General features: G+C 44.4%; 5 protein-coding genes. 4 read left to right on the forward strand and 1 reads right to left on the reverse strand.

The window, feature by feature from the left end:
- Positions 1-900 precede the first annotated feature (900 nt).
- Positions 901-1,806 (reverse strand): CoB--CoM heterodisulfide reductase iron-sulfur subunit B family protein, encoded by a 906-nt coding sequence (locus tag QUA00_RS35875; RefSeq protein ID WP_333141881.1) that lies wholly within the window; start codon positions 1,804-1,806, stop codon positions 901-903.
- Between the two features lie 541 nt (positions 1,807-2,347).
- Here QUA00_RS35875 and acpP point away from each other — a divergent pair.
- The 4 genes from acpP to QUA00_RS35895 all read left to right on the forward strand — a co-directional run bounded on the left by acpP (position 2,348) and on the right by QUA00_RS35895 (position 6,146).
- Positions 2,348-2,602, forward strand: a complete 255-nt coding sequence (gene acpP / locus QUA00_RS35880; protein ID WP_333141880.1) for an acyl carrier protein — start codon at positions 2,348-2,350, stop codon at positions 2,600-2,602.
- A 97-nt stretch (positions 2,603-2,699) separates the two neighbouring features.
- The gene (fabF, locus tag QUA00_RS35885) at positions 2,700-3,953 is read left to right on the forward strand and encodes a beta-ketoacyl-ACP synthase II (RefSeq protein ID WP_333141879.1); all 1,254 of its coding nucleotides are present in this window, start codon (positions 2,700-2,702) and stop codon (positions 3,951-3,953) included.
- 175 nt (positions 3,954-4,128) lie between these two features.
- Positions 4,129-5,436 (forward strand): AAA family ATPase, encoded by a 1,308-nt coding sequence (locus tag QUA00_RS35890; RefSeq protein ID WP_333141877.1) that lies wholly within the window; start codon positions 4,129-4,131, stop codon positions 5,434-5,436.
- Positions 5,424-6,146: a DUF4276 family protein gene (locus QUA00_RS35895; RefSeq protein ID WP_333141875.1), complete on the forward strand. Its 723-nt coding sequence runs from the start codon at positions 5,424-5,426 to the stop codon at positions 6,144-6,146. Before QUA00_RS35890 ends, QUA00_RS35895 begins: the two co-directional genes overlap by 13 nt.
- Positions 6,147-6,295 lie beyond the last annotated feature (149 nt).

Here is a 6,295-nt window from a genome sequence, read left to right on the forward strand (position 1 = left end):
TCCCTTCTTTTTCCCACCTTTCAAGGGTTTTTGAACATACTCCAAGTCGTTGAATAGCGATTCTTGGTGGTACATATGTGGACATATTGGGTTTTTTGAGTGAATTATCTCAGTCTACATCAATTGTCTGCCTTATGGCAGGAAATGTCTAAGAAAAACTCGTCCTGGAGATTACTCCTTGTCAATAGCTAGGCAGTTAGGAAGTCTTAAAAAACTATTTTGTGTAATTGTATACAATTTCTGTGATTTGCATATTAACCTACCAGCCCCACACTTGCTTTTGAGTCTAGATCCGGGCTACGGTATGCGGTCTAGCAATCGCAGTCTAACAAGGGCTGGCAACGGAACTGAGGCATCGGTTATCAGTGGTGTAGCCACCGTGCAACGCCGTTCGCTGAAGCCCCCGTCGTTAGACCGCTTCATATTTTGGTGGTGTCAATAGCTTAAAGAACCCATTTGGGCTCTCTGATGACGAGCTAAGATCAGAAATAAATGGCATTGTCGAGCAACTTCACCGACAACGAGTGATAACTCCGCAACGCCATTGCTGCCCCACAAGAAGAAGACTAGACCACCTCTGGGGACAAAAGGACAAATTTAGGACTTACCCACCGGGGCTCAGAAACCGGGTTTTTTTACGAAAAAACAAAGGTTGTGACCCGCAGATTCGGTAAAAAACCCGGTTTCTTTGGTATGTGTGCGTCCAGGACTGAAATTGTGGACGGTATCTTCTATCAACTCAAGAGTGTATAAGCGCGATCTATCGTCCCGCTAGCACTCGCCTATAATTCCGCTCTAACCGGATTTGATTTGAGAAAAGACTAAAGTCTTTACTACCAACCTGGATTTAAGATGAGAAAGGACTAAAGCTCTTACTCCAAACCCGCGCAAATCGATCGACTAAAAGCCTAATTTTTCTAACACGGGCTTAGTTGACACAATATGTCGATCGATCCCTAGTTTTTTTGGCTCCACACCCAAAGCCAAAGCCACCAATTGCGACAAATGCAACACGGGCAAACCCAACTTGCGCCCGATTACTTTTTCCACCTCCGGCTGCCGCGCATCCAAATTTAAATGACAAAGCGGACAAGGAGTAACCATACAATCAGCGCCATTGTCAAGAGCATCTTGAATATGTTTGCCTGCCATCTGAAAAGATTGGTTAGTGGCATAACTCGCCAACGGCCAGCCACAGCACTGCGTCCGGCCTCGATAGTAAACCGGAGTGGCCCCGATCGCTCGAAACACATTTTCCATCGATTCCGGTTGGTGCGGGTCATCGTAAAGCAGCTTATCCTGAGCTCGCAGCAGATAGCACCCGTAAAAAGACGCGCACTTCAAACCTGAAAGCTTGCGGGTGACTCGCTTCTGCACCTCGTCGAGCCCGTAATCTGCAACGATCGCCCACAACAGATGTTTCACCTCGGTACTGCCTTTGTAAGGCGAACAGCCTTGTTTTTCCAGTAAACCGTTGACTTTTTCTATGTAGTTGGGATCGGTTTTCTGAGATTCCTTGAGGCGATCGTCCACATGACCGATTACCCCTTGACAAGTGCTGCAATGTGTCAGCAAAGGCAGATTCAGTTCCTCAGCCAAAGCAATATTGCGAGCGTTGACAGTATCTTCGAGTAACTGCGAATCTTCCTTGAAAGTGCCAGAACCGCAGCAGGAAGCTTTTTTGAGTTCCACCAGTTCAATCCCCAAGGCTTGAGTCAGCGCTTGGGTAGACAGGTAAAGTTCACGGGCCGCCCCTTGGGGAACGCAACCAGGAAAGTAAGCATATTTGAGATTTGGGGATGGCATAATTGTTTCTGCAGGGGACACAAGGTTCGGGACAAGAAACTTGAGCGATCGAAGTCTGGAGGCTTCCTGCTTAGTTTTCCCTCTTTATAATTAACGTATCACCGCCTAGCTAGGAGCCAATTGTCAGCTTTTCTCAAGCATTTTGAGTTGATGACTGACAATCAAGCATCCAGGATACAAGCCCCCGGGTTCATTCCGAAAGCAGACTCAGGACCGGTGAAATAAAAAACCTGTATCCGAGAAACTTGCCCTCCGAATTTATCCGTGGAGTCAATGCTTCAATCTAAAATCTAAAATCTAAAATCTAAAATCGATTGACGCACCATCGACCCAAAATTCCGGTTCCTCAACGTTATCAGGTTGCTAAACGAGATGATTGATTGTGGGCTATGGGTTTTTTCCTTAGTCGTAGGCTTGCTGCGATCGTCCGTGTCCCAATTGTCCCTGGCCCGTGTCACTTAGAAAAGCGGCCAGCCTTTGTCCTGCCGATCCCCCTTTCGGATAAGATTAGATACGCAGCAACCAATGAGGACACGATGTTATGAGCCAAGACGATATTTTGACTAGAGTCCAGAAAATTGTGAAAGAGCAACTGGAAGTCGAGCTGAGCGAAGTCAAGCCCGAAGCCAACTTTGCTAACGATTTAGGAGCAGATTCCTTAGATACAGTAGAGCTGGTAATGGCCTTGGAAGAAGAGTTTGATATTGAAATTCCCGACGAAGCAGCCGAAGGAATTACTACGGTTCAAGCTTGTGTAGATTACATCAGCAGCCAACTTGCAGCTCCAAAAGCATAAAATACCTGTCTTTTCCCCTAAGAGGAGAGAAGTTAGAAAACTGGAAACTCCTCTTTTGTTCTGCGTTCTGGGTGTTTAATTTTTTGAAACAGAAATCATGACAAATTTAGAGCGTAAGCGCGTTGTTATCACGGGTCTCGGCGCGATTACACCGATCGGCAATACCTTGTCTGAATATTGGGACGGGTTGCTTGCCGGGAAGAATGGTATAGGCCCGATCACCTTATTCGACCCGTCGCGGCACGACTGCCGCTTTGCCGCAGAGGTGAAGGGTTACGACCCACACGACTATTTAGAGCGCAAGGAAGCAAAGCGGATGGATCGCTTTGCTCAATTTGGGGTGTCAGCGAGCAAGCAAGCTCTTGCTGATGCGAAGTTTGAGATTAACGACCTGAACGCAGAACAGGTGGGTGTCATTCTTGGCACTGGCATTGGCGGCCTGAAGGTTTTAGAAGACCAGCAAGAGATTTATCTGAATCGCGGCCCCGATCGATGCAGCCCGTTTATGATTCCCATGATGATTGCGAATATGGCCGCGGGCCTGACGGCGATTCACACGGGCGCTAAAGGGCCAAACTCTTGCACGGTGACGGCTTGCGCTGCCGGGTCAAATGCCGTGGGCGATGCGTTTCGCTTAGTTCAGGCGGGTTACGCCCAAGCCATGATTTGCGGCGGTACAGAAGCTGCGGTGACACCTTTGTGCGTGGCAGGTTTTGCTGCGGCGAGGGCGCTTTCGACTCGCAACGATGACCCGACTCATGCTTCTCGTCCGTTCGATCGCGATCGGGATGGTTTTGTCGTCGGCGAAGGTGCTGGCATTCTGATTCTAGAAGAAATGGAACACGCTCTGGCGCGTGGCGCGAAGATTTACGCAGAAATCGTCGGCTACGGTTTAACTTGCGATGCGTATCACATGACTTCTCCGGTACCGGGGGGGAACGGTGCGTCGCGCGCGATGGCTTTAGCGCTCAAGGATGGGGGTTTGACGCCGGATCAAGTGAGCTATATCAACGCTCACGGCACGAGCACGCTTCCCAACGATTCTACTGAAACAAAAGCGATTAAGCAGACTTTGGGAGACCACGCTTACAAAGTAGCAATTAGTTCTACCAAGTCAATGACCGGTCATCTTTTGGGCGGTTCTGGGGGAATTGAGGCGGTGGCGACGGTAATGTCGATCGCCAATGACAAAATCGCGCCGACAATTAATCTGGAAAATCCCGATCCTGAGTGCGATTTGGACTATGTTCCTCATACAAGCCGCGATCTAAAAGTTGATGTGGCGCTGTCGAATTCTTTTGGATTTGGCGGCCACAACGTGACTCTGGCATTCAAGAAGTTTGTTCAGTAACGGGTAATTTGAAAGTCGAGAGTTAAAAGGTGAAAAATTAATTTTTCACCTTTTAATCTTTAGATAAATTTTAGATTTGGCGATCGGCTATTAGCTGTAGGTGCAAATTTTAAATTATTGTAGGGTAGGCATCTTGCCTGCCCTAACCTTTCTGAAGTATAACCGGAGCGATCGTATGAATCAACCAATTCTTCGATTTTTGACAACCAAGAATTATAAAAATCTACACTTAGATCCATCTGTAAATTTAAACAACCTTAATATATTTATAGGCTCAAACGGTTCAGGCAAAAGCAATTTCATCAGTTGTTTAAAATTTTTAAAAGATTGCCTAATAGCTATTCCTGACGCAAATCGGGACGTGAGTAGTTTTGAGGATGCTGTTTCTAAAATTGGTGGTGGTAGAATTTTAGATGTCAATGTTGAAAGTCCAGCGAAGGTCAGTATAGCTTGCTGTTTTTCGCAAATTAACCAAACTGGTAATCTTCAAAAAGACAGCGCAATTCTTGATTTCAAACTTTATACCGATCGACAAAAAGTAAGGGCGAGCATCTCTGAAGAATATCTATATGGCGGAGAAGATTTGCAGGAAACTTCCCGCCAGCCACCTTTCTATTACTATAAATTGCATAACAGAGAATTAGGGCAAGGAGTTTTATCTGTTTACAAGTCTCCCGGTCAAGAGTCAGCTCAGTTTGAACCTTTAGATAACATTCCTACAAATTCTTTTGGTTTGTTGACAATTCCGACACTGCTTGAATATACTTTCTTACCACCAGAAATTATACCTGTTTACAAAATTAGAAGAGAATTAATTGAATTTATTTCAAAATGGCAATTTTATAATGCCAATAACATGAATTTGAGTTTAATTAGAACCGCAGAACCTAAAATAGGTGGAAGTGATATTTACCTATCTGCTTCGGGAGATAATCTGCCTTTAGTCTTGTACAATTTAAACCAAAAATCTATCAATTTTGAAGATAGCATTAACGAGGCAATGAAGTCCATCCTGCCAAAAACTCGTCGCCTTAGAGCTTTACCTTCGGGTCGCCTATCTCTCACTGTAGAATGGTATTTTGAAGGTATTGATGATGAAGCATTTTACCTAAATGAAATGTCGGATGGAACTGTCAGGATGCTTTGTTGGGCAACTATATTACATTCTCCACTCCTTCCTTCTTTGATAGTCATTGATGAACCTGAATTAGGATTGCACGTCTCGTGGATGCCAATTTTAGCTGAGTGGATTAAAAAAGCTGCCACCAGAACTCAGATAATTATTACCACGCATAGTCCCGACCTTTTAGATCACTTTACCGATCGTTTAGAGAATGTTCTTTGTTTTTATCCCGAAAACAGAACGTATTTCTCAGTCAAATCTCTTTCAAAAGAACTGCTGAAGCCAAAACTTGAAGAGGGATGGCAATTGGGCGACTTATACCGTGTTGGCGATCCAACTATTGGAGGATGGCCGTGGTAGTGTGGGTTTTCTCTGGTGGCGGTGAGGCTGAGGTTAGAGGATTCTTTCCTTTTTTAGAAAAAACTTTTCCGGGCTGTAGATTTGAACGAAAAACACCAGTTCGTCAAAAACCCGGCCCTAAAGCTAATAAAGCAGGTAGTTATGGAAGAACAGGTCAAAGCTTAATCGAGCAAATCAAGCAAGAATTGCCTATCGCCTTAAAAGCGGAAGCAAATAAATGCGACTTGATTTTAGTTTTTGACGATTTGGATTGCCGCGATTCTCAGACACAAAAATCAAAAATATTGGCAGAGTTATCAAAAATACCCGAATGTGCTGACATCGAAAAATTTGTTGGGTTTGCCGCGCCGGAAATCGAAGCTTGGATTATTGCTGATTGGAATAATTCAATAGCTAAACATTCAGATTTTCGAGGCAAAAGACATGAACGGATGCGTTGGTGGCTAAGTACACAAAGAAAAGTTTCTTTTGAGAATCCAGAAGCATTTAGTGAATACGATGCTGAAAAAGATTGCTGTCGAGAAAAACTATCAGAATATTTAATTGAGTCAAGTGTTCAAGATGAACTCGATCGCGATAAAGCACGCTTTTCTAAAGGAGATCATACTCCTTTGCTATTGAGGGAAATCGATCCAAATGAAGTCCAGAAAAAATGTCCCTTATTTCGCGAACTCTATAACTATCTCAATAATTTTTGTCGTTGTCCATAAAGGATCAGATAAAAATTTATTGAGGTAAACTGTAAGCCAACTTTTGCCCAGCATTAGTAGTGTTAAATTAGATTTTCCCCAAACAAAAAGCGCCCCTATTTCTAGGAGCGCTTTTTGTCAATCTCAGACTAAAACTTAGCCATTGATAG

The sequence above is a fragment of the Microcoleus sp. T2B6 genome (assembly GCF_036700475.1).
Classification (GTDB): domain Bacteria; phylum Cyanobacteriota; class Cyanobacteriia; order Cyanobacteriales; family Microcoleaceae; genus Microcoleus.